We start from the raw sequence: 19,546 nt of genomic DNA, 5'->3' as shown, positions 1-19,546 counted from the left end.
TTTCGTGGTGCTGTGTTGCCGTGTCGCCGTCAGTCCTGACGCGGGTCGCCCCCAGCGCTGATCGGTCAGGGACTACCAGGGGATGCTGGTCGCGAAGAACCAGTGGCTGACGTCCTCACCGCAGCAGTGCAGACACTGGCTGTGGTCCCGAGAGGCGTCGGCGATCCCGCTGAAGGCGGTGTCCACGTCGAGCTCGTCGGCATCGGTCTCGCGTGGCTCCAACTCGAGCAGTTCGTTCATCTTCGCGCTCCTTATGAGAGGCGTCCGATGCTCGGACTCTGCCCTGTCTAACCGCCCTCGGGGCGGGCGTCAATGGGTGATCGACTCTCCGTGTGACGATGTGCCCCGGCGCTGACGGCGCCGCGCGCCGTCCTCAGCGACCAGCATCAGGACCATGACAACGGTGAGCCCGAGAAGTTCCGCCGCCGCCGAAGCGCCTGCCAGCGGAATCGTGGCGAGGACGGCCGCCGCGCCGACGCTCCTGAAGAACATGGGAGAAATCCGCAGGCTCAACCGGAAACAGAGATCACCTAGGAGGAAAACCGCGACGCCGCCGGCGAGCGCGACCGCGGCGGAGGCCGGCAACTCCTCGCCCAGATGCCCGACGGCTTTCTTGAGCCCGGCGGCGAGGATCGCGATGCCGAGCAGCATCGGGACGAAGCTGTAGTAGTAGGCGCGCATCCCGAGGCGGAAGCGGCGGATGCCGGAGACGGCGGCCAGGGCGTGTTCGGCGGCGGATTCGTCGTGCCCGAAGTAGGTCCACCACAGGGTGACGGCCAGCGCGAGCGCCAGCGCGATCCCGCCGGCCAGACCCCAGTCGAGCCGGATCCCGGCGGCGCCGGCGCCGATCGCCACCACCGACTCCCCGAAGACGATGATCAGCAGCAGGCCGTGGCGCTCGACGAAGTGCGCGGGGTCCAGGTCGCCGACGTTCTCGGTGACCGGCGCGCGGCCGTCCTCGTAGTCGCCGGAGATCCGGCTGGAGACGATCGGCGCGAGCTGCTGCAGCAGGACGGCGGCCAGCCAGAGCAGGTCGGCGGCGCCCCCTTTCACGGCGCCGGCGGCCGTGACGCAGCCCGCCGCGGCGAGGTTCGGGACGGCGAAGCTGAGGACGTACTTGCGGTGGATCAGGGCGTACAGGGCGCTGTGGACGGCTGTCACCAACAGGAAAGCCAGACCGAAGGCGACGCCGTCCACGGAGAAGACCTTCGGGATCGCGAGCGCGCAGGTGAGGAAGCCGAACATGCCCATCATCAGGACCACGCGGCGCGCGAGGTTCTCCGGGGGCACCTGGTTGGTCAGGTAGGCGTAGGCGCCGTACATCCAATACAGCACCGCGAAGATCAGGAGCACGCGGCCGACCTGAGCGAAGGACAGGTCGTCGGCGAGCAGGACGGTCAGCTGCGTGACGGTGAACACGAAGACCAGGTCGAAGAACAGCTCCAGGGTGGTCACCCGGCGCGGGGCGGCCTGCCCGCCGGCGGCGCGCCCATCGGCCGTCTCGCTCTCGGCGTGAGCCGGCGTGGCGGTCATGGTCTCCCCTGATGTCCTGATCGTCGGTGGGCGCCTTCACCCTAACGGCGAGAGGAGAACGAGGAGCGGTCCGCCATCCCCCGTGGACGGCGGACCGCAGGCGATGCTTCCGGCTGTCGTCAGCCGCGCGCCAGCCGCTCGGTGAGACGCTGCTTGGCCGCCGGCCACTCCTCGGCGAGCATCGAGAAGTAGACGCTGTCGCGGAACGTCCCGTCCGGCCGCATCCGGTGCCGGCGCAGGACGCCTTCGCGCTGCGCGCCGAGGCGGGCGATGGCGTTTTGCGAACGCTGGTTCATGTGGTCGGTCTTCCACTGCACGCGGCCCATGCCGAGGTCCTCGAAGGCGTGGACGAGAAGCAGGAGCTTGGCTTCGGTGTTCACCGCCGAGCGCCAGTAGGCGCTGCCGTACCAGGTCCAGCCGATCTCCAGGCGCTCGTCGACGGCGCTGATGTCGCTGAAGGTGGTCCAGCCGATGGCCTTGCCGGTGCTGAGCAGGATGACGGCGAAGGCGACGTAGGAGGCGTTGCCGACGATCTTGTCCAGCTTCGCGCCGAGTTCCTGCTCGGTGCGGGGCGTCGGGCCGCCCTGCCACTGCCAGACCGCGTCGTCGTTGCCGCCGGCCGCGAAGAGGTCCGGGAGGTGGCTGCGGGACAGGGGTTCCAGTCGGATGTGGGACCCGGTGAGGGTGATCGGCGCGGGGGTCTTCGCTGTCATGATCGCGAGGGTATCGCTTGTTTGAACTAGTGGCAATCTCGTTTGTACTAGTTCGTTGAGTTCGTGGCGTCGCGCCAGAGGTCGGCGTGCTCGGCGGCGTACTGCGCGAAGCTGCGCGGCGCGTGGCCGGTGACGCGCTGGACGACGTCGGTCACCGGGGCGTTCCCGCCGTCGCGGATGACCTGGAACAGACCGCGCTGGGCGATGATGGTGCGCTCGCTCACGCCTGCCGCGCGGGAGTTCGCCTCCGCCTGCTCAGGCTCGACGGGCTTGTAGGCCAGGGGACGGCCGGAGGCTTCGCTCAGCATCGCGACGGCTTCGCCGTGGGACAGGCTGTCGGGTCCGGTGATGGTGAGCACCTGGCCGGCGTAGCCGTCCTCGGTCAGCGCCGCGGCGGCGACCTCGCCGATGTCGCGGGTGTCGACGAAGCTCACTGGGGCGTCGCCGGCGGGGAGTTGCAGGACGCCGCGATCACGCAGGGAGGGGAGGAATCCGGTACCGAAGTTCTGGAAGAACCAGTTCGGGTGCAGGATGGTCCACTCCTTGCCGGAGGCGCGGACGGCGCGCTCCCAGTGCGCCATCATCGCCTCGACCGGCAGCAGCTCGGCGCCGATCACCGACAGCAGGACGACGCGGTGGGTGTCGTGGGCTTCGGCGAGCAGGTCGGCGACAAGGCGCTCGCCGGTGGGGTGGGCGTAGGGACCGACGATGTAGAGGGCTTCGGCGCCCTCCAGGGCCGAGGTCCAGGTGGTGCGGTCGGCCCAGTCGAAGCGGACCGGCGTGACGCCGTCGGGGAGTTCGCGTCCGGCTTCGGGATTGCGGCTGGCGGCGGCGACCTTCGCACCGCGTGCGGCGAGGGCGTCCACCACGGGTCGGCCGGTCTTGCCGGTCGCGCCGATCACGAGGATGGCCATTGTCATCAGCTCCCTGAGGTTGCGGTCTGAGTCCGTTGCTGTGGTTGATGTCTTCAACGGTAGGGCGGCAGCTGCGGATGATGAATGTCGTCGAGTCCTGAAAACATGTCCGATCGTCCGGCTGCGCGCTAGCATCGGGCGTATGGACGTACTCACCGACGCCCTCACCGCGATGCGCTCCGGACAGACGCGCTCGGCGCGGACCGAGGTGCGCGCGCCGTGGGGCTTGCGGTTCGGGGCGATCGGCGGGACGGCGTTCCACGTGCTGCTGCGCGGCCGGTGCTGGCTGCTGCCGCCGAGCGGGGAGCCGGTGGAGATGGCGGTCGGGGAGGTGACGCTGGTGCGGCACGGGAACTCGGTCGCGCTCGCCGACGACCCGGCGACGCCGCTGCAGGACTTCCGGCCGGCGGGCTGGCGCCCGGGGCAGACGATCGGGCGGGTGGACGTCGAGGGCAGCGGGGAGCGCTCGCTGCTGCTGTGCGGGGCGTATCAGCTGGGACGAACGCGGCCGCATCCGCTGCTGGCGGAACTACCGGATCTGCTGCTCCTGCGCGCCGACGAGACGCCGGGCCTGGCCGCCACGGTCACGCTGCTCGGCGCGGAGCTGGAGCACGCGCAGCCGGGACAGGACGGCGTGGTACCGGCGCTGGTCGACGCGCTGCTCCTGCTGATCCTGCGCGGCTGGATCGAGCGCTCGGCCCGCGCCGACCCCGCACGCACGGACACCGCAGGCACGGACACCGCACGCACCATCACAGCGCTGGGCTGGCCGGGCGCACTGACCGACCCCGCGATCAGCAGCGCCCTGACAGACCTGCACGACGACCCGGGCCGCGCCTGGACCGTCGCAGAACTCGGCGACCGCGCGGGTCTGAGTCGCTCGGCGTTCGCGCAACGGTTCACGGCCCTGGTCGGTGAGCCGCCGCTGACTTACCTGACCTGGTGGCGCATGACGATCGCCGGCCGCATGCTGCGCGAATCCGACGCACCGCTGAGTACTGTGGCGCAGCGCGTCGGATACGCCTCGGAGTTCGCCTTCGCGAAAGCGTTCAAGCGCGAGTTCGGGATCGCGCCGGGGCGGTATCGGCGGGAGGTCGCGGAGGCGGCTTAGGGCGGCTTAGGGCGGCTTAGGGCGCCTTTCACCCAAGCTCCCCGCTCCCCCAAAACCAAGCGCCGCCCCGGCTCAGGATTCGGGGCGGCGCTGGTCGGGCGCTGTCCCGGCTCAGGAATGCGGGACGGCGTCCGCGGGGTCGCCCCGGCTCAGGAATTCGGGGCGGCACCGGGTGGCGTCGCTCCGGCTCAGGAATGCGGGGCGACACCGTCTGGGGCGTCCGGTGGGGATGGACGCGGTCGGGTGGGCGGTGGGTGGGCTCTCCTGGCTAGGCCGCGTTATCACCGGCCTCGTCCGCACCGGCGGGCATGGTGATCACGACGCCGAGTTCCTGGCGGATGGCGTGGGCTGCCGCGCCGAACACCAGGCTGTGTGTGCCGAGTGTGGAGGCGCGCAGGACGAGTTGCTCGAAGCCTGACATGACGCGCAGCGCCAGCAGGTCGTTGACCTCGCGCATCAGCGGCGGGCCGAGGGGGTCGCCGGCGATCGGGCCGCCGAGGATGAACTCGGTGACGTCCAGGGTCCCGGCCAGGGTGGACAGCAGGCGCGCCACCTCGCGGGCGGCGCGGTTCACGCGTTCGCCGAGGGCGCGGGCGTCCTGGTCGTCGCCGCCGGCCAGGTAGCTGGCGACGGCGCGCTCGGTGGCGTCGCCGAGGATGATGGGCTGCGCCGCGACGGTCTCCAGGCAGCCGATCAGTCCACAGCGACAGCGCAGCGAGGTGCCGATGTCGATGTGGCCGATCTCGCCGCTGCGGAAGTTGCCGCCGTGGTAGAGCCGGCCGTCGAGCACGATGCCGGCGCCGATGCCGGTGCCGATCCACAGGACCGCCACCGTCTTGTCCCGGTCGGCGACCAGCGCGACCTCGGACAGCGCCACGGCGTTGGCGTCGTTGATCACATGGACGTGCAGGCCGTCGACGAGCTCTGAGAGCTCATGGCCCATCGACACCATGTGCCAGCCGTAGTTCACGGCCTCGCGGATCACGCCGTCGTCGCCGACGATGCCGGGCACCGCGACGCCGACCCCGGTGATCCGGCCCGGCGTGGGAGCGCCCATGCGGCGCACCATGTCCGACACGGCGGTCAGCGCCGGGGCGTCCAGGGGGCGCGAGACGGTCTCGGTCTGCTCCATGTGGCCGTTGAGGGTGAAGCGGCTCGCGGTGATCCGCTCGTTGGCCACCTGCACGCCGATGAACCGGTGGTGGGTGTCGTCCAGATCGAGCAGCACGCGCGGCTTGCCGACCGGCTGCGCCTCGCGTCCGGTCTCGCGGACCAGCCGGCGCTCGATGAGGTCGCCGACGATCTCCGAGACCGTGGCGGTCGGCAGCCCGGTCTCCCGGATCACGTCGGTGCGCGAGAACCGGCCCTCACCCGCGGCGACGCACTGGAGCACCAGTACATCGTTGCGCGCGCGAAGGGAACTTTTGGTCCCCTTCTGGGTGAACCGGAGCTGGGTCACGCCGACCGTCCTTCTTGCATCGTTCATCGATGTAACATCGCGGGAACTGTAGGGCGGACCTGCTGGAGCGGTCAAGGGGACGCGTTGAGCGACCCGGTCTCACCTGGGCGGCGAGCGAGCGGGCGCCGAATCGTCGAGCAGCGGGACCAGCGGCGTTAGGTAAAAGCCCCCGAGAACTATCGGAGACCGAAGTAGCCCGGCCTGGCGAATGTGGGGCAGGACACACGGCTGTGCTCCCCGAAGGTTCCGCAGGAGCCACAGCAGCCAAATCACCTCGTTCCGGGCGGCAGAACCCTTGCCTCACGACGTAACTGGTCTAGTCCCTTGACGTCTCCAATGGTCTAGTCCACGCTCCACCCTGCGGGGTCGCTCACAAGCCGCAGCAATGAGGAGTCCTGATGAACAGGGAGCTCGGTACAGCAGGAGGCAGAGACCGGCCGCCGGTGCGTTCGCGGCGGGCCGCGGGTGTGGTCGGGGTGGTCGCGGCGGGCGCGCTGGCCGCCGCGGGGGTGGCGGTGGCGGCCGGCGGTGCCAATGCCGCCGCTGCGAATCTGGTGGTGAATCCGGGCTTTGAGGCCGGGGCGCTCACCGGGTGGACGTGCAGTGCCAACAGCGGGTCCGTGGTGAGCACTCCGGTGCACTCCGGGTCCTACGCCCTCAGTGCCACGCCGGCGGGTTCGGACGACGCGCAGTGCACGCAGAGCGTGAGCGTGCAGCCGAACTCGTCCTACACGCTGTCCGCTTGGGTACAGGGCAGCTACGTCTACCTCGGCGCCAGCGGAACCGGGGGGACCGATCCGAGCACCTGGAGCAGCAACGCGGCGTGGAACCAGCTCACCACGACGTTCACCACCGGCGCCTCGACCACCAGCGTCACGGTCTACCTGCACGGCTGGTACGGCCAGGGCACCTACCACGGCGACGACGTCAGCCTGCTGGGACCGGCCGGGACCGGCTCGTCGAGCACCCCGCCGACCACGCCGAGCAGCCCGACCACGCCGTCGACCACGCCCACGACGCCGCCGACCACCCCGACGACGCCGTCCTCGTCGCCGAGCTCGGTTCCCCCGCCGCCGCCGAACTCCGGCTTCAACCACCCGGCGTACTTCATGCCGCTGGACAACAGCCCGCAGGCGATCTCCGCCATCGTCAACGCCGGGGAGAAGGAGCTGAACCTGGCCTTCGTCCTGGACTCCGGCGGCTGCACCCCGGCCTGGGGCGGCAACGCCTCGACCCCGGTGTCCTCCGACACCACGGTCCTGGGCGACATCAGCGCCCTGCGGGCGGCCGGCGGTGACGCCGCGGTCTCCTTCGGCGGCTACAACGGCACCGAGCTCGGGTCCTCGTGCGGCAGCGCCAGCTCGCTGGCGGCGGCGTACCAGAAGGTGATCACCAAGTACCAGCTGAAGCACGTCGACTTCGACTACGAGAACACCGCGCTGGACAGCAACACCGCCGTCCGCTTCGGCGCCATCAAGATCCTGGAGCAGAACAACCCGAATCTGGTGGTCTCGCTGACCATCCCGATGACCACGGTCGGTTTCCCGGGCTCCGGGGTCGATGAGATCAAGCAGGCGGTGGCGGCCGGCGCGCGGCTGGACGTCATCAACATCATGGACTTCGACACCGGTCTGACCTCCGGTACCGAGGTCGGCCAGACCGAGGCGATCGCCAACGACGCCATCTCGCAGCTGCAGTCCATCTACGGCTGGAGCACGTCGCAGGCTTGGTCGCACCTCGGCCTGCAGATCATGAACGGCCACACCGACCAGCCCTCCGAGCTGTTCCAGGAGAGCGACTTCTCCGCGCTGCTCGGCTTCGCCAAGGCGAACCACCCGGCGTGGTTCTCCTACTGGTCGGCCAACCGGGACCGCGTGTGCGACCCGAGCGTGCCGCACAACTGGGCCGACGGGACGTGCTCGAGCGTCTCGCAGAACCCGTGGGACTTCACCAAGATCCTGGTGCAGTACACCGGCTGAGCAGGACACCGGGGCACCACTGACAGGAGATGTCAGTGGTGCCCTTTTATGGTCGCCTCATGAGCTACCGGACCCCTATCGCCTGGCACGCCGGCACCGACGTCATCGACGGCCGCGCGGTCAAGCGCTACCACATCGCCCGCGACGCGACGCCGATCCGCCCGGACTGGGAGGCGAGCGCGAACGCGCTGATCGCCGACATGCTCGCGCCGCCGGACGAGACGCCGCCGGCGGCGTTCACCGTGCTGTTCCGCAGCGGCGCCGGGCTGCACCTGAACGTCTACAGCTGGTACTGGGACAACGTGATCTACGGGAAGTTCGCGACCGGCGGCGTGCCGTTTCTGGGCAGCCCGGACGAGGATCCCGGGAACCTGGCGCCGGTGCAGCCGCCGGTGCTCGGGTGCGTGTACGAACTGGGGGTCGTGGTCCACGAGCGGTCGGCGTGGATCCGGCATGTGCTGATGACCGAGAAGCCCGACATGGACGCCTATCTCGCCGACGTGCTGCCGACCGGTCCGGTGGGGCTGCCGGATGTGCCCTCGGGGTTGCCGCTCTAGAACCCTCAGAGGTCTGCGATCTAGGACCCTCAGAGGTCCTCGCTCGGCGGTGTCTGCGCGCGCTCGCGGTGGGCGCGGACCTTGGCGCGGGTCCCGCAGCGCTGCATCGAGCACCACTGCCGGTTGCCGGTGCGGGACTGGTCGACGTAGAGCAGCCCGCAGTCCGGCGCCGAGCAGACCCGGATCCGGGCGGCGAGCGGTGAGGCGAACAGGTCGACGGCGTCGCGGGCCAGCATCGAGAGCACGTGCCGCGCGGTGATCGGCCGGTGGAACTCCGCTGTGCCGTCCCGCGTCAGCATCGGCACCGGTGCGGGGTGGGCAGCGGCTGCGTTGATCGCCTGCCGGTCCGGTTCAGCTGCCTGCTCGCCGGCGATGGCTCGGTGCGCGGTGTTCCAGATCGCGCGCCGCAGGTCCCGGGCGGCGGTGACGTCGTCGGCGTCCGCTTCGATCCCGTCCAGGTCGGCGATCACTTCCAGCCAGCGTGAGACGTCCTCCGGGACGAAGAAGAGCTCGAACTTGGCATACGGCCCGTCGCCGCCGGTGTGCGCGAGGTCGAGCCCGGCGCGTCCGGTGCGGAAGCGGCGGGCCTGGTCGGGCGGGAGGCCTTGCAGGCGAGCCATGTAACCATCTTAGATGGTTTCATGAAGACGTACCTGAATCCGGACTCCCTATCGCGGAACCCGGCTTTCACCCAGGCCATCGTGGTGGAGTCGCCGTCCCGCACGGTCTATGTCGGCGGCCAGAACGCGATCACGGCCGACGGCACCATCGTCGGCGAAACGCTCAGCGAACAGGCCCATCAGGCGCTGCGCAACCTCGAGGCGGCGTTGGAGGCGGCCGGCGCGAAGCTCACGGACGTCGTCCGCTGGAACGTGGCGATCGTCCAGGGCCAGCCGGTCGGCGAGGGCTTCGGCGCCTTCCGCGAGGCCTGGGGCGACGCCGGCGACCCGCCGACGATCACGGTGCATGTGGTCGCCGGTCTGGCCAACCCGCGCTTCCTCGTGGAGATCGACGCGATCGCGGTTCTCTAGTGGAGGCCGATGAGACGACGTCGCCGATGCTGCGTCCGCTCCCGCCGCGCGCGATGGAGTTGCTGGAGGAGGTCGCGGCGCCGCCCCGGCTCATCGCGCATCTGCGGGCTGTGCACGATGTCGCGGCAGAACTCGTTGCCTGGGCTGCGAAACGCGGGCTGTCTGTAGATGCCGACGCCGTTTTGTTCGGCGCGGCGACGCACGACATCGGCAAGGCGCTGCATCCGGGCGAGCTGTCCGGTCCGGGGTCCGAGCACGAGCACGCCGGGCGCGATCTGTTGCTGGCCAAGGGAATCGCACCGGAGTTGGCGAAGTACGCGGCGAACCACTCGACGCCCAGCGCCGAATCCACACTGGACGAGCTGCTCGTGAGCCTCGCCGACACCGTGTGGAAGGGCCACCGGCGCGTCGACCTCGAAGACCTCGTGGTCGCGGTATTGGCGGCGGAGAGCGGACGCGAGGTGTGGGACGAGTTCCTGGAACTGGACACGCTGCTCACGGACATCGCCGACGGCGCCGACGAGCGGTTGGCGTACCAGATGCAGTTCCCGGTGACGCAGAAGCCGGTGACTGCGAGGCCAGCGGCTCAGAAGTAGGTGCGGGCGCCGCCGATGACGTCGTAGTCCTCGTTCACCAGCAGGAACAGCCGCCAGCGGTCGAGGGTCATGCAGGGGTGCGAGACGCCGAGGGCTACCAGGTCGCCGACGGCCAGGGGGCTGTCGGGATCGATGCGGAGAAAGGTGTGCTGGTCGCTCAGGGCGCTGATGTGGGCGCCCTCGTCGAGGTCGATCGCGGTGTCGGTGGTGTCGCGCCAGGCGGTCAGCGGGATCGGGAGGCCGGCGTCGTGGGAGAGGTCGCGGCGGCCGGCGTTCAGGAGGGCGAGGCCGGGTTCGGGGCGGGAGACGACGCGGGTCCATACCTCCAGGGCCGCCTGGAACGGCGGGAGCGTCCACTCGGGGCGGGTGCTGGGGGTCAGGGTCGCATATTGGCCGTTGTCGTGGGTCAGGTAGCAGCCGCTGCGCAGGACGACGCGGATGCCGTCGGCGGTGAGCGGGCCGAGGATCTGCGCGACGCGTTCGAAGAAGCTGCTGCCTCCGGCTGAGGCGATCGGTTCGCGGTCGGGGGCGAACAGGCCGCGGTCGGCGAGGGCGGCGGCGAGGTCGCGCAGGTCGGTGAGGAAGGCGTCGACGCGGGCGATGGTTTCCGGGGTGCGGTCGTGGCCGATCGTGCCTTCGTAGCCTGCGACGCCCGCGACAGCCAGGTGCGGCGCCGCTGCCGCGGCTTCGGCGACGGCGAGGGCGGTTTCGCGGTCGCGAACGCCGGTGCGGCCGGCTGCGTGGCCGAGTTCGATCAGGACCGGCAGGACGGTGTCGGCTTCGGCGAAGGCTTGCTCGGCGAGCCGGACGCCGTCGAGGGAGTCGACGTAACACAGCAGCTCGCGTTCGGGATGCGCGGCGAGTTCGCGGGCCAGCCAGCGCAGCGCCGCCGGGTCGGTGAGCTCGTTGGCCATCAGGACCCGGCACGCGCCGAAGGACCACAGCATCCGCACCTGCGCGGGCAGCGCGGCGGTCAGCCCCCAGACGCCGGCGGCGAGCTGGCGGGCGATGAGCTGCGGGGACATGGTGGTCTTGGCGTGCGGGGCGATGCTGACGCCGGCGGTGGCGCAGAAGCGGCGCATCACGTCGAGGTTGGCGTCCAGGGCGGCGTCGCGCAGGACGGCAACCGGCGTGGACGTGTCGCCTCGGCGGATGTTCCAGCCCTGCGATCCGAGGTCGTCGAGGGTGACGGCGGCGTGCAGGGGCAGGCCTTTGAAGGAGGCGTCGAGGAGGTCGCTCGCGGTCATGCCTTATCGCCTCGGCGGTAGTCGCCTCGCTGGTAGTCGACGATGTGCACGGCTTTGGTGCGGCTCTTGGCTTTGCGCAGACCGGTCTGGAGTTGGCGCAGGCAGCCGGGGTTGACCGCGATCACCAGGTCGAGGTCCGCCGCCTCGATCTCGGCGATCTTCTTGGCCAGAATGGCTTTGCTCTCCTTCTTACGGACCAGGGCGTAGGTCCCGGCGGCGCCGCAGCAGGAGCCGGCGGAGGGCAGCTCGACGTAGGTGGCGGTGCGGCCGAGGAGTTCGCGGGGTTCCCTCCAGACGCCGAGACCGTTGCGCAGGTGGCAGCTGTCCTGGAGTCCGACGCGTAGGGGGCGCTGCTCGGTCGCAGTGCTTCGCGCGACTGCGGTGTTTTGCGCAGTCGCGGTGTCCTGCTTGAGCAGCCACTCGGAAGCCTCGACGACGCGGTCCCTGCCGATCACGTCCGCCAGGTGCGCCGCGCAGCCGCCGCTGGTGGTGACGATCGTGCCGGGAAGCTGTTCGCCGAGCTTGCGCGCCAGGTCGCGGCCTTGGTCGAGGTCCCCGTTGTGCGCGTGCAGGGCGCCGCAGCAGCCCTGGTCGGGATCGACGGTGAGGTTCGGGTCGAGCGCGGCAATGTTGCGGCTGACCGAGGGGAACAGCGCGCGCTCGAAGCAGCCGAGCATGAGCGTGGGCTGGTCGGATGTGCCGCTACTGCTACTACTGCTGCCGCTGCGTTTGCGGGCGCTGCGGCGAACCAGACCGAGCAGCCGCAGGACCCACTTGCGGTTCGCGACCAGCAGCAGCGGCCGAACGATCCACGGTCGCTTCAAACCGCTCCACTGCTCGTCGCGCCACTCTTCCAGGAGGTGTCCGTATTGGACGCCGGCCGGGCACACGGTCTCGCAGGCGCGGCAGCCCAGGCAGAGCGAGGCCTCCTCGGCGAGGGTGGGGTCGTCGGCGGCGAGATCGCCGGTTTCCAGCAGGCGCATCAAGGTGATGCGGCCGCGCGGGGAGGACTGTTCCTGACCGGTGAGGGCGTAGGTCGGGCACGCCGGGAGGCAGAATCCGCAGGAGATGCAGGCGTCCAGCAGGTCCTTGCTGAAGATGCCCGCGGGTTCGGACTCGGGCATCTCCCGCCGGCTGGTGTCCTCGCTCACGATCCCAGCTTCCCGGGGTTGAGCAGACCGAGCGGGTCGAACGCGCCCTTGATCCGCCGCAGCAGCGCCATCTGCTCGGGCCCCAATCGGTGTTCCAGGTAGGGCAGCTTCGCCGCGCCCACGCCGTGTTCGCCGGTGATCGTACCGCCGAGGTCCACGGCGCGGCGGAAGATCTCGTCGAAGGCGGCCATCGCCGCCTTCGCCGCTGCCGGGTCGTCGCCGTCGACGACGGCGGTGGGGTGCAGGTTGCCGTCGCCGGCGTGGCCGAAGGTGCCGATACGCACGCCGTGCTTGTCGGCGGTCGCGGCGACGAAGGCGACCATCTCGGCGAGCTTCGGTCGCGGGACGGTCACGTCCTCCAGGATCGTCATGCTGCCGCTGCGCGCCAGCGCTGGCAGGTTGCAGCGGCGGGCGGCGAGCAGGTCCTCGGCGGCGGCGACGGACTCGGCGAGGTCGATGCGGGTGGCGCGCTTGCCGCAGACCTCTGCCATGCGGGCCACGGAGCGGTCCACGGCGTCGGGTTCGCCGTCGTCGCCGAACAGCAGCAGGGCTCCGGCGTCCAGGTGCAGGCCCAGGTGCGCGAAGTCCTCGACAGCGGCGATGCAGACCGCGTCCATGAACTCCAGCGTCGCCGGCGCGGGACCGGAGGCGACGATGTCACGGACCGCCTCGCAGGCCTCGGCCATGGTCTCGAAGTAGGCGACGCCGTAGCGGGCGGCGGCGGGATTCGGGACCAGCGCCATGGTGATCTCGGTGATCACCGCGAGCGTGCCCTCGGAGCCGACCAGCAGGCGGGTCAGGTCGTAGCCGGCGACGTCCTTCACCAGCCGGCCGCCGGTGCGGATGACCTCGCCGTCGGGCAGGACCGCCTCCAGGCCGAGCACGTACTGCCGGGTGACCCCGTACTTCAGGCCGCGCAGTCCGCCGGCGCAGGTGGCGACGTTGCCGCCGACCGTCGAGGCCTCCTTGCTGCCCGGGTCGGGGACGTAGATCAGCCCGACGGCCGCCGCCGCACGGTTCAGCGCCCCGGCGGTGACGCCCGGCTGGCACACCGCCAGCATCTCCTCGCGGCTGACCTCCGTCAGGGCGGTCATCCGGGTCGTGGACAGCACGATCCCGCCGGAGAGCGGCACGGTGGCCGCGCACAGGTTCGTCCCGGCGCCGCGGGTGGTGACCGGGACCCGGTGGCGGGTCGCGATCCGCATCACCGCGGCGACCTCCTCGGTGGTCAGCGGCTGCACGACCACGTCCGGCGCGTGCCGGAACAGCGGCGTGGCGTCGCGGCCGTAGGCGGCCAGCGCCCCGGGCGCGGTGAGCACGCGCTCCCCCAGCAGGGCCTGCAGATCGGCGATCGCGGCGGGTGGGATCTTGTCCATGGTCCCTAGCCTGGCAGAGGATGATCGGCATGACACTAGAGGCCGGGAAGGCGACCGCGGCGGACGGAACCGCAATCGCGTACCAGAGCGCCGGCAGCGGAACGCCGCTGGTGCTGCTCGCCGGACAGTCCAACACCCACCGCTGGTGGGACTCGGCGCGCGCCGCCTTCCAGGACGCGGGCCACCGCACCATCACGCTGGACTGGCGTGGCACCGGAGGTAGTGACAAGCCCGACGAGCCTTACAGCACCAGGGATTTCGCGACGGACGTCGTGGCGGTGCTCGACGATCTGGGCATCGCGCGGGCGCGGGTCTACGGCACGTCGATGGGTGGCCGGGTCGCGCAGTGGCTGGCCGCCGACTTCCCGGAGCGGGTCGGGGCACTCGTGCTGGGCTGCACGTCGCCGGGCGGCGCGCACGCGGTCGAGCGGGACCGCTCGGTGCGGCAGGCGCTGGCGAGCTCTGATCGCGTTGCGGCGGACCGGTATCTGCTGGAGCTGATGTACACGCCGGATTGGCTGGCATCGCATCAGGGCCCTTATTACGTGGTCGGCGATCCGGAGATGCCCGCCTACGCGAAGGGGCGTCACCTGACGGCGAGCGGCAAGCACGACGCCTGGGACGTGCTGCCGACGATCGCCGCGCCGACCTTGGTGGTGCACGGCACCGACGACGTGTTCAACCCGACAGCCAACGCACCGCTGATCACCGAACGGATTCCGGACGCGCGGATGGTGCTGATCGAGGGTGCTCGGCACGCGTACTTCGACGAGTTCCGCGACGTCGCCGGTCCGGTGGTGCTGGACTTCCTCGCCGAGCACTGATCGGCTGCCGCGCCTTACTTCTGGGCGCCGAGCTCTGCCATCACCGCTTCTATCCGCTCGGCGGACACCGGTCGCGAGTAGTGGAAGCCCTGGCCGTAGTCGACACCGAGCGTGGTCAGGCGGCGTGCTTGGTCGGCGGTCTCGATGCCCTCGGCGGTGACGGTCATACCGGCGGCGTGGGCCAGGGCCACGAGGCTGATGATGACTGATTCGGCGAAGTCGCCGGCGTCGGGGTGGCCGAGGTCGGCGACGAAGGAGGCGTCGATCTTCAGGGAGGTGGCCGGCAGGTCGCGGAGGCGGGCGAGGTTGGAGTAGCCGGTGCCGAAGTCGTCGACGGCTATGCCGATGCCCATGTCGGCGAGGGTGCGCAGGGTGCCGGGTCCGGGGAGGCCGTCCTCCTCGGTGTCCATCAGGGCGGTTTCGGTGATCTCCAGGCACAGGCGGCGGGGCGGCAGGCCGGAGACCTCGAGTGCGGTGGCGACCTCGCGGACCAGGCCGTAGTCGTGCACCTGGCGGACCGCGACGTTCACGGCGACCGCCGGGCCGTCGGGCCAGGCCGCGGCGTCGCGGACGGCGCGGTCCAGGACCCAGCGGCCGAGCTCGACGATGGCGCCGGTCTCCTCGGCGACGGGGATGAACTCCTCGGGCTTGAGCAGTCCGCGCTCGGGGTGGCGCCAGCGGACCAGCGCCTCGACCATCGGCGGGCGGCCGCCGGCCAGGTCCACGATCGGCTGGTAGTCCAGGAACATCTCGCCGGAGTCCAGGGCTGCCGGGAGCGCCTGCGCCAGGGCGTAGCGGTGGACCTCGCGGGCGTTGCGGTCCTCGTCGAAGAGCGCGAAGTCGGCCTTGCCGGCGGACTTGGCCCAGTAGAGCGTGATGTCGGCGGCGCGCAGCAGTTCGGTCGCCGAGGCCGCGGCGGCGGGGCGTTCGACCAGGCCGGCGCTGGCGGTGACGGTGACGCTGTGGCCGTCGAGCAGGACCGGCTGGCGGACGGCGTCCAGGACCTTCTCGATGACCGGGAACACCGACTGCGCGCCCTGGGTGCGACGGAACAGGATCACGAACTCGTCGCCGCCCATGCGGGCCACGACGTGGCGGCGGGGGTCGGTGGCGGCGGAGAGGCGGTGCGCGATCTCGGTCAGGAGCTCGTCGCCCGCCTGGTGGCCGAGGGTGTCGTTGACGCCCTTGAAGCCGTCGAGGTCCAGGAAGCACAGGCCGAGGCGGTCCTCCGGGCCGGCGCTGCGCAGCAGTTCCTCGACCGCGTCGAGCAGCCGGACGCGGTTGGGCAGGCCGGTCAGGGCGTCGTGGGTGGCCTGGTGGCGCAGCTGGTCGGTGGCGCGGCGGCGTTCGGTGACGTCTTCGTGCAGCGCTATGACCAGGGCGACGTCGCCGCTGTCGTCGCGGACGGCGGTGGTGCGCACGTGCGTCCAGACCACGCCGCCGTCGAGGCGCCGGATGCGGGTGTCGGCCTCGGCCTCGGTCTGCTCCCCGGCCAGCAGGGCGTTGTAGCCGCGCCAGTACTCGCCGGGCTCGGTCGGGTCGATCAGGTTCCTGATGGTGCGGCCGCGCGCGGCGTAGGCGTCGACGCCGAGCATCTCGGCCAGCGCCGGGTTCACCTCCAGCACCTGGCCGTGCTTGTCGGTGATGACGATGCCGAGGGCGGCGTTGCGGAACACGGTACGGAAGCGCGCCTCGCCGGCCCGGTAGGCGGTGAGCACGGCCTCGTGGATCGACGACTGCTCGGCGCGCGTGCGCTCGCGCAGTCCCTCGGCGAAGGCCGAAGCCAGCCCGGCACGCAGCGCGGAGCGGGTCTCCGGACGCAGGTAGGGCGGCAGATGGCGGTCGACGACCTCGATGGAGGTGGCGACGCAGGCGCCCTGGAAGCAGTGCGCGTCGATCAGCGCGCCGGCCGCGGTCACACCGATCTTGCGCGCCAGCTCCGGATCGTCCGGCGCGGCGACGACCTGCTCGGCCAGCGGTGTGACGACCCGCAGCGCGTGGTCGAAGCCCAGCGGCGTGGCCGCGGCGGCCGACAGCGCGACGGCCCAGGCCCGCGCGAAGGCATCGGTGGGAGTGCCGTCGAGCGCGGCGGCCGGCGGCGCGGCCGGAGGCAGGTCGGCCGCCTCGGACAAAGCGGCGGCTTCGCGCGCCGCCGGGTCGGTGGTGGTGGCGAAGCGGAGGTCGACGAGGCCGGCTATGACCGGGCGGTCGGGGCGGGGGTCGGGGTGGGAATCGGGGTCGGGTAAGGGGTGCGCTTCGGACCAGGTGGCGGCGATCGGGGCGTGATCGGCTTCGGAGCCGGTCGCGGGAGCCCCAGCGGGATCGGCAGAAGGCGGATTCGCCGAGGCTGCGGGATCGCCGGCGGCTGACTCGTGCGAGGTGGCGCGTCCGGCGGCCGGCTTCGGCACCGTGGCGCCGTCCGGGGCGCCGTCGGGGGTCGGGTGCGGTTCGGGGGTCGGAGCGCTGCCTGCTGCCGCGGCCTCGAAGTCGCGTCGCGTGTCGCCGTCTACCAAGCCCCCGACCGCGGTCGGCGCCCCGCCTGAGCCGATCCCGGGCAGCCCGGAAGCGGGGTCGGACTCTCCGATCCCGAACTCCGCGTAGCGTGCCACGACCGTCTGCCTCTCTGTCCGCGTCGTCAGTCGTCGTCAGTCGTCGTCAGTCGTCAGTCGGCCGTTGCCCCGGGCTTGGTGCCCACGGCGGCATAGGAGGCGTAGCGTTCCGGATTCTCGGCCGCGCCGGCGCGGTCTTCGGCTTCGGGGCGCCACAGGGGCAGGGGGACCACGCCGGGATCGAGGATGGTGAAGCCGGCGAGGAGGTTCTCGATCTCGTCGTGGGTGCGCCAGTACATCGGTTCCGGGGAGTTGGCGTTCCACATCTGGAGCATCTTGATGATGTCGCCGGACTGGCCGTCGTGGGAGGCGTGCTGGACGATCAGGTGGCTGCCCGGTGCCATCGCCGCGCGCAGGGTCGCCACCAGGGCGGCGGGATCGTCGTCCGCGGAGACGAAGTGCAGCAGGGAGCACAGGACGACGGCGACCGGGCGGTCGAGGTCGATCAGGGCGTGGACCTCGGGGTGGTCCAGGATGGCCCGCGGGGAGCGGGCGTCGGCCTGGATGAAGACCGCGTCGGGGTCGTCGGCGAGCAGGGCCTGGCCGTGGGCGACCGCCACCGGGTCGTGGTCGACGTAGACGACGCGCGCGTGCGGGACGGTCTCGCGCGCGATCTCGTGGACCGGTCCCATGGTCGGGACGCCGGCGCCGATGTCGATGTACTGGTCGATGCCGGCAGCGGCGGCGGTGCGGACGGCGCGCTGCAGGAACATGCGCACCTGGCGGGCCAGGTCGGGCATGTCGGGCTTGAAGGCGATGGCCTGTTCGGCGACACGCCGGTCCACCTCGAAGTTGTGCGACCCGCCGAGGAAGTAGTCCCAGACCCGCGCGGAGCTGGGCTGGTCCAGGTCGATGGCGGCCGGGGCCCATTCCGGTCTGCTGTCGGTCATGTCGGAACCTTCCGGGGGTGGGGTTCCCGCAGGTGGGGCGGGTGTTCGACGTGGCGCCCGGAGCAGCTCGGGTCAGGTGGGGGCGGGTCGCGCCGGGCACCACGTCAAGACGCTGATCTACATGTTAATCATATGTCCGGCAAGCCCGTGGACTGCTTCCTTCACAGCCTCGCCGAGCGTCGGGTGGGCATGGATGTTACGGCCCACCTCGTGGACCGTCAGGTCCCACTGCTGAGCCAGGGTCAGCTCGGGCAGGAGCTCGGTCACCTCAGGGCCGATGAGGTGCGCGCCTAGCAGCTCGCCGTACTTGGCGTCGCTGATCACCTTCACGAAGCCGACCGCGTCGCCCAGGCCCGCGGCCTTGCCGTTGGCGCTGAACGGGAACTTGGCGATCTTGACGTCGAAGCCCTCCAGGCGCGCCTGCTCCTCGGTCCAGCCGAAGCTGGCGATCTGCGGCTGGCAGTAGGTGGCGCGCGGCACCATCACGAAGTCGATCTCCATCGTCTCCGCGCCGGCGATGGTCTCGGCGGCGACCATCGCCTGGGTCTCGGCGACGTGCGCGAGCATCACCTTGGCGGTGACGTCGCCGATGGCGAAGATGTGCGCGACGTTGGTGCGCCCGCGCCCGTCCACGGCGATCGCGCCGCGCTCGGTGAGCGCCACGCCGGTCTTGTCCAGGCCGTAGCCGTCGACGTTCGGCGAGAAGCCGATCGCCTGCAGCACCTTGTCGGCCTCCAGCACCTGCTGCGCGCCGTCCTTGCCGCTGACCGTGACCCGGACCTTGGGACCGGAGTCGTCGATGGTCTCCACCCGGGTCCCGGTGAGCACGTCGACGCCGAGCTTGCGGTACTGGCGGGCCAGCTCCTTGGAGACCTCGGCGTCCTCCAGCGGGACCATGCGCTCCAGGAACTCGACGATGGTGACCTTCACGCCGTAGCTGTTGAGCACGTAACCGAACTCCACGCCGATCGCTCCGGCGCCGGCGATCACGATGCTCTCCGGCAGCGTGGCGGACAGGATCTGCTCTTCATAGGTGACCACGCGCTCGGAGAGCTGAGTGCCCGGCAGCAGCCGGGTGCGCGCGCCGGTGGCGATGACGCAGTGGTCGAAGGTGAGGGTCTCGCTGGTCCCGTCGGACTTCGCGACGCTGAGGGTGTTCTGGTCCAGGAACGTGCCGCGGCCGTCGTACTCCGCGATCTTGTTCTTGCGCATCAGGTAGTGGACACCCTTGACGCGGCCGTCGGCGACCTGGCGGCTGCGCTCGTAGGCGGCGCCGTAGTCGAAGGTGATCGGGCCGTTGGAGGAGATCCCGTAGATCTTCGCCTCGTGCTGCACGGTGTGCGCCAGCTCCGCGTTGCGCAGGAGCGCCTTGGAGGGGATGCACCCGACGTTGAGGCACACCCCGCCCCAGTAGCGCTCCTCCACAACAGCGACAGTCTTGCCCAGCTGCGTCGCGCGGACCGCCGCTGTGTACCCGCCGGGCCCCGCGCCCAGGACGACGACATCGAAATGCGTGCTCATGGCTCCGACTCTAACCGCCGGGGCGTGAGGCACGC

General features: G+C 71.0%; 18 protein-coding genes. 6 read left to right on the top strand and 12 right to left on the bottom strand.

What is annotated here, in order from left to right:
- Positions 1–72: 72 nt before the first annotated feature.
- From CACI_RS51100 to CACI_RS12425, 4 genes are all read right to left on the bottom strand, one after another.
- The gene (locus tag CACI_RS51100; RefSeq protein WP_012786707.1) at positions 73–240 is read right to left on the bottom strand and encodes a hypothetical protein; all 168 of its coding nucleotides are present in this window, start codon (positions 238–240) and stop codon (positions 73–75) included.
- A gap of 69 nt (positions 241–309) precedes the next feature.
- On the bottom strand, positions 310–1,533 hold the full coding sequence (locus CACI_RS12435) for a low temperature requirement protein A (protein WP_012786706.1): 1,224 nt from the start codon (positions 1,531–1,533) through the stop codon (positions 310–312).
- A gap of 119 nt (positions 1,534–1,652) precedes the next feature.
- Positions 1,653–2,246 carry a GNAT family N-acetyltransferase gene (locus CACI_RS12430; protein WP_012786705.1) on the bottom strand — a complete coding sequence of 198 codons (594 nt, stop codon included), beginning with the start codon at positions 2,244–2,246 and terminating at the stop codon, positions 1,653–1,655.
- A 47-nt stretch (positions 2,247–2,293) separates the two neighbouring features.
- Positions 2,294–3,160, bottom strand: a complete 867-nt coding sequence (locus CACI_RS12425; protein WP_012786704.1) for an NmrA family NAD(P)-binding protein — start codon at positions 3,158–3,160, stop codon at positions 2,294–2,296.
- Between the two features lie 142 nt (positions 3,161–3,302).
- Here CACI_RS12425 and CACI_RS12420 point away from each other — a divergent pair, with 142 nt between their 5' ends.
- Positions 3,303–4,271 carry an AraC family transcriptional regulator gene (locus CACI_RS12420; RefSeq protein ID WP_012786703.1) on the top strand — a complete coding sequence of 323 codons (969 nt, stop codon included), beginning with the start codon at positions 3,303–3,305 and terminating at the stop codon, positions 4,269–4,271.
- Positions 4,272–4,539: 268 nt separating this feature from the next.
- Here the strand turns inward: CACI_RS12420 and CACI_RS12415 are convergent, their stop codons facing one another.
- Positions 4,540–5,730, bottom strand: coding sequence for an ROK family transcriptional regulator (locus CACI_RS12415; protein WP_012786702.1), 1,191 nt, complete (start codon positions 5,728–5,730; stop codon positions 4,540–4,542).
- A gap of 398 nt (positions 5,731–6,128) precedes the next feature.
- Here CACI_RS12415 and CACI_RS12410 point away from each other — a divergent pair, with 398 nt between their 5' ends.
- Together CACI_RS12410 and CACI_RS12405 are read left to right on the top strand one after the other, a co-directional pair.
- Positions 6,129–7,709 carry a carbohydrate binding domain-containing protein gene (locus CACI_RS12410; RefSeq protein WP_012786701.1) on the top strand — a complete coding sequence of 527 codons (1,581 nt, stop codon included), beginning with the start codon at positions 6,129–6,131 and terminating at the stop codon, positions 7,707–7,709.
- 59 nt (positions 7,710–7,768) lie between these two features.
- Positions 7,769–8,266, top strand: a complete 498-nt coding sequence (locus tag CACI_RS12405) for a hypothetical protein (protein WP_085953850.1) — start codon at positions 7,769–7,771, stop codon at positions 8,264–8,266.
- 29 nt (positions 8,267–8,295) lie between these two features.
- On the opposite strand, the gene CACI_RS12400 is transcribed toward CACI_RS12405, so the two are convergent.
- Positions 8,296–8,886 carry a CGNR zinc finger domain-containing protein gene (locus CACI_RS12400; protein ID WP_012786699.1) on the bottom strand — a complete coding sequence of 197 codons (591 nt, stop codon included), beginning with the start codon at positions 8,884–8,886 and terminating at the stop codon, positions 8,296–8,298.
- 21 nt (positions 8,887–8,907) lie between these two features.
- On the opposite strand from CACI_RS12400, the gene CACI_RS12395 reads away from it, so the two are divergent.
- Positions 8,908–9,297 (top strand): RidA family protein, encoded by a 390-nt coding sequence (locus tag CACI_RS12395; RefSeq protein WP_012786698.1) that lies wholly within the window; start codon positions 8,908–8,910, stop codon positions 9,295–9,297.
- A 26-nt stretch (positions 9,298–9,323) separates the two neighbouring features.
- Complete coding sequence (locus CACI_RS12390; RefSeq protein WP_012786697.1) at positions 9,324–9,893, top strand: HD domain-containing protein; 570 nt, start codon at positions 9,324–9,326, stop codon at positions 9,891–9,893.
- Here the strand turns inward: CACI_RS12390 and CACI_RS12385 are convergent.
- Genes CACI_RS12385 through CACI_RS12375 form a run of 3 tightly spaced genes read right to left on the bottom strand, consistent with a single transcriptional unit; the run spans position 9,884 to position 13,667 of the window.
- Positions 9,884–11,140, bottom strand: a complete 1,257-nt coding sequence (locus CACI_RS12385) for an alanine racemase (RefSeq protein ID WP_012786696.1) — start codon at positions 11,138–11,140, stop codon at positions 9,884–9,886. The genes CACI_RS12390 and CACI_RS12385 overlap by 10 nt on opposite strands.
- Positions 11,137–12,291, bottom strand: coding sequence for a (Fe-S)-binding protein (locus CACI_RS12380; RefSeq protein WP_012786695.1), 1,155 nt, complete (start codon positions 12,289–12,291; stop codon positions 11,137–11,139). The genes CACI_RS12385 and CACI_RS12380 overlap by 4 nt, the downstream gene beginning before the upstream one ends.
- Positions 12,288–13,667, bottom strand: a complete 1,380-nt coding sequence (locus CACI_RS12375; RefSeq protein WP_012786694.1) for an FAD-binding oxidoreductase — start codon at positions 13,665–13,667, stop codon at positions 12,288–12,290. Before CACI_RS12375 ends, CACI_RS12380 begins: the two co-directional genes overlap by 4 nt.
- 29 nt (positions 13,668–13,696) lie before the next feature.
- Between CACI_RS12375 and CACI_RS12370 the strand changes: the two genes are divergently transcribed.
- The gene (locus tag CACI_RS12370) at positions 13,697–14,491 is read left to right on the top strand and encodes an alpha/beta fold hydrolase (RefSeq protein ID WP_012786693.1); all 795 of its coding nucleotides are present in this window, start codon (positions 13,697–13,699) and stop codon (positions 14,489–14,491) included.
- A 14-nt stretch (positions 14,492–14,505) separates the two neighbouring features.
- Here the strand turns inward: CACI_RS12370 and CACI_RS12365 are convergent, their stop codons facing one another.
- The 3 genes from CACI_RS12365 to lpdA form a co-directional block, all read right to left on the bottom strand.
- Complete coding sequence (locus CACI_RS12365; protein WP_012786692.1) at positions 14,506–17,100, bottom strand: putative bifunctional diguanylate cyclase/phosphodiesterase; 2,595 nt, start codon at positions 17,098–17,100, stop codon at positions 14,506–14,508.
- A gap of 53 nt (positions 17,101–17,153) precedes the next feature.
- Positions 17,154–17,990: an SAM-dependent methyltransferase gene (locus tag CACI_RS12360; RefSeq protein WP_012786691.1), complete on the bottom strand. Its 837-nt coding sequence runs from the start codon at positions 17,988–17,990 to the stop codon at positions 17,154–17,156.
- A 117-nt stretch (positions 17,991–18,107) separates the two neighbouring features.
- A complete protein-coding gene (gene lpdA / locus CACI_RS12355) occupies positions 18,108–19,511 on the bottom strand; it encodes a dihydrolipoyl dehydrogenase (RefSeq protein ID WP_012786690.1) in 1,404 nt (467 codons plus the stop codon).
- Positions 19,512–19,546 lie beyond the last annotated feature (35 nt).

The organism is Catenulispora acidiphila DSM 44928 (genome assembly GCF_000024025.1).
Taxonomy (GTDB): Bacteria; Actinomycetota; Actinomycetes; order Streptomycetales; family Catenulisporaceae; genus Catenulispora; species Catenulispora acidiphila.
The sequence above is the reverse complement of the archived record's forward strand: the minus strand, read 5'-3'. Positions and strand labels throughout refer to the sequence as shown.

What these genes read in the sequence shown, in the direction of transcription:
- CACI_RS12435 (WP_012786706.1), bottom strand. Translation starts at nt 1,533, where the DNA reads ATGACCGCCACGCCGGCTCACGCCGAGAGCGAGACGGCCGATGGGCGC.
- CACI_RS12370 (WP_012786693.1), top strand. Translation starts at nt 13,697, where the DNA reads ATGACACTAGAGGCCGGGAAGGCGACCGCGGCGGACGGAACCGCAATC.
- CACI_RS12400 (WP_012786699.1), bottom strand. Translation starts at nt 8,886, where the DNA reads ATGGCTCGCCTGCAAGGCCTCCCGCCCGACCAGGCCCGCCGCTTCCGC.
- CACI_RS12360 (WP_012786691.1), bottom strand. Translation starts at nt 17,990, where the DNA reads ATGACCGACAGCAGACCGGAATGGGCCCCGGCCGCCATCGACCTGGAC.
- CACI_RS12395 (WP_012786698.1), top strand. Translation starts at nt 8,908, where the DNA reads ATGAAGACGTACCTGAATCCGGACTCCCTATCGCGGAACCCGGCTTTC.
- CACI_RS12390 (WP_012786697.1), top strand. Translation starts at nt 9,324, where the DNA reads ATGCTGCGTCCGCTCCCGCCGCGCGCGATGGAGTTGCTGGAGGAGGTC.
- CACI_RS12425 (WP_012786704.1), bottom strand. Translation starts at nt 3,160, where the DNA reads ATGGCCATCCTCGTGATCGGCGCGACCGGCAAGACCGGCCGACCCGTG.
- CACI_RS12405 (WP_085953850.1), top strand. Translation starts at nt 7,769, where the DNA reads ATGAGCTACCGGACCCCTATCGCCTGGCACGCCGGCACCGACGTCATC.
- CACI_RS12410 (WP_012786701.1), top strand. Translation starts at nt 6,129, where the DNA reads ATGAACAGGGAGCTCGGTACAGCAGGAGGCAGAGACCGGCCGCCGGTG.
- CACI_RS51100 (WP_012786707.1), bottom strand. Translation starts at nt 240, where the DNA reads ATGAACGAACTGCTCGAGTTGGAGCCACGCGAGACCGATGCCGACGAG.
- CACI_RS12375 (WP_012786694.1), bottom strand. Translation starts at nt 13,667, where the DNA reads ATGGACAAGATCCCACCCGCCGCGATCGCCGATCTGCAGGCCCTGCTG.
- lpdA (WP_012786690.1), bottom strand. Translation starts at nt 19,511, where the DNA reads ATGAGCACGCATTTCGATGTCGTCGTCCTGGGCGCGGGGCCCGGCGGG.
- CACI_RS12385 (WP_012786696.1), bottom strand. Translation starts at nt 11,140, where the DNA reads ATGACCGCGAGCGACCTCCTCGACGCCTCCTTCAAAGGCCTGCCCCTG.
- CACI_RS12420 (WP_012786703.1), top strand. Translation starts at nt 3,303, where the DNA reads ATGGACGTACTCACCGACGCCCTCACCGCGATGCGCTCCGGACAGACG.
- CACI_RS12430 (WP_012786705.1), bottom strand. Translation starts at nt 2,246, where the DNA reads ATGACAGCGAAGACCCCCGCGCCGATCACCCTCACCGGGTCCCACATC.